Source organism: Acidobacteriota bacterium (genome assembly GCA_034211275.1).
In the GTDB taxonomy this organism is placed as follows: Bacteria; Acidobacteriota; Thermoanaerobaculia; order Multivoradales; family JAHZIX01; genus JAGQSE01.
Map to the genome: position 1 here is coordinate 1 of JAXHTF010000361.1, position 2,314 is coordinate 2,314.

General features: G+C 64.3%; 2 protein-coding genes. Both read right to left on the reverse strand.

The window, feature by feature from the left end; genetic code table 11:
• The coding region (locus SX243_25985; GenBank protein ID MDY7096436.1) for a hypothetical protein at nucleotides 1-447 on the reverse strand (447 nt) is incomplete at its 3' end.
• A gap of 232 nt (nucleotides 448-679) precedes the next feature.
• On the reverse strand, nucleotides 680-2,095 hold the full coding sequence (locus tag SX243_25990; GenBank protein MDY7096437.1) for an IS1380 family transposase: 1,416 nt from the start codon (nucleotides 2,093-2,095) through the stop codon (nucleotides 680-682).
• Between the last annotated feature and the right edge of the window lie 219 nt (nucleotides 2,096-2,314).

Consider the following 2,314-nt stretch of genomic DNA (forward strand, 5'->3'; position numbering starts at 1 on the left):
CTCGCCGGCGTGGGGGAACTGCTCGATGTAGCGTTTCATGTGCAGCTCGGTCTTCTGCTCCTGGGTCGGTTTGCCCAGGGCGACGACGCGATAGCGCTTCTCGTTCAGGTAGCGCACCACCCGGCGAATGGTGCCGCCCTTGCCCGAAGCGTCCCGGCCGTCGAAGAGGATGATGATCTTGCGGCCGCTGCGCTCGATGTGTTGCAGCAGCTTGATCAGCTCCGCCTGGTAGGGCTTGAGCTCCTCCTTCTGAAAGTGGCGTTCGAGGGCCGCCTTGATGACCCTCTTGGTTTCCTTGGGCTTGAGCTGTCGCCGGGCGGAGCGGGCGGCCTCCAAGGGCTCGTCCGTCGGCAGATCCTCCACCAGCCGCGAGACCGCCTCGCGGATTCTGGAGGTGTAGCGGACCTGCCTCGGGTCGTGCCTCGACCGGCTCTTGGTGCTTTTCACCAAGGCGCCCTAGCCCTTCCTTCTCACCGAGTAGTCTGAGTTCGTCGCTGGAAGTGGTTCTGAGTTATCAGATCAGCCTGGATGAGGTCGGTTGGAGCACTTTTCGGTCGCTGGAGTTGAGCGACGGGGCTACATTGAGCCCGCGGGCGCTGTTGGCCGCTTCGAGACCACGGCTACGCTTGGCCCCTGGGTTGTCCAGGACCGTCCTGGCAGTGGCCGGCACGGGGGGCTTTCAGGCAGGTAGCGGACCGGCTCGCTGGAGCTGGCCATAGACGTGGGCAAAGAGTCGCTCGTGGGGATAGCCGGTAGCCATGGAGACCCAGACCTTGCGTACGGTGATCCGTACCCGGGCTCCGATCTTGAGGAGCTTGTTTCTCAGTGTCACGGGCCGGGCTCCGGCCCACCGGGTCCCGGCCAAACCCAACCGGCGCAGCTCGTTGAGCAGCATGTAAGCCACTGAGGAGAGCCACAGGCGCACCTGGTTGACCCGCATCAGCCGGCCGGAGGTGCGGGTGGCAAAGAGGTCGAGCTGCTGCTCCTTGATGCGGTTCTCCATATCCCCGCGGGCACAGTAGATCTGCTCGTAGACCCGGCGGGCCGCGTAGCGGCGGGCGGGGAGCGAGGTCACCACAAAGCGCGGATTCTCGCCTCGCTCGGTGATCTCGGCCTTTCCGATGACCCGGCGCTCTCGGCTCCAGCTATCCAGGGTCGAGTGCTGCCACTCGCCGTAGCAGCGGGTGGGCTCGCCGGTACGCTCACAGATCTCGTGGGCTTCGTCGAAGGTCTCCGAGAGAGCCTCCTCGAGCCGCGGGTTGCGGGCCAGGCCCAAGACGAAGTCCACGCCGTTGGCTTCGCACCAGGCCATCAGCTCCTCGCGGGCAAAGCCCGAGTCTCCACGTACCAGGATCTGCACCTTCGCCCAGCGCTCCCGGATCTGAGCCACGATGCGAGACAGCTCCTGCGTGGTGCCGGCCGAAGCGTCGATATTCGACCGGCGCAAACGGGCGCATAGCAAGTGGCTGCCAGCAAAGATGTAGAGCGGGAGGTAGCAGTAGCAGCCGTAGTAGCCATGGAAGAAACGCCCTTCCTGGCTCCCGTGGAGAGGGTCGTCGGTGGCATCGACGTCGAGGATGATCTGGCGAGGGCGCTGAGCAAAAGAGTCGAGAAAGCGGTCCACGAAGAAGCGGTCTACGGCCTCGGGATCGACAGCGATACGCCGGTAGCGATCATCCTCGGCCTCGTCCGAGCAGCCCCACTCCAGCCGGTTCAACGTGCTCTTGCCTGCCAGGGCCTTGCCCCGGTCCTGAGCTTGCCGGCGGCTCTGACCCAACGGATCGCTCTTGCCCACCATCGTGGCCAGCAGCGGATCCCGGCGCAGATCCTCGTGGTCGTTGAGGTCCTCGTAGCCCAGCACCAAGCCATAGATCCGCTGGCGCAGAAGCTCTTCGACCGTGTGCTCGACCTGCCCAGGATGGCGAAAGTCCTGAAAGCAGGCGGCGAAGCGCTCCACCAAGCGCCGGCACTCATCCACCTGCCGGATCAGGACCACGCCGGCGTCAGACGTGATCGTGCCACCGTTGAAGGCGGCGACCACCTCTCGCCGACCCGAGCCTTGAAACAGGTACTGCTGGGCGGTACAGTCTGTCATCGAAGGGCCTCCCTCCTCTGGTGACCTAAGTGGCTGTGAGCAAACCACTTATACCAGAGAAGAAGGCCCTTTCTTTACTTCCGGTGAGAGATTGGGGCTAGAAAGTCCGAGGAAGGTGCGTAGGTCGACGAGCCCCTGGGGCTCGAACTTGGCGTTATCAGCCTTGTCTAGCTGCTGCTGGAGCCATCGGTCCTGCTCCAGGCGGTCATTGACCAGACG

Coding starts and splice junctions, on each gene's coding strand:
- SX243_25990 (MDY7096437.1), bottom strand. CDS start 2,095: ATGACAGACTGTACCGCCCAGCAGTACCTGTTTCAAGGCTCGGGTCGG.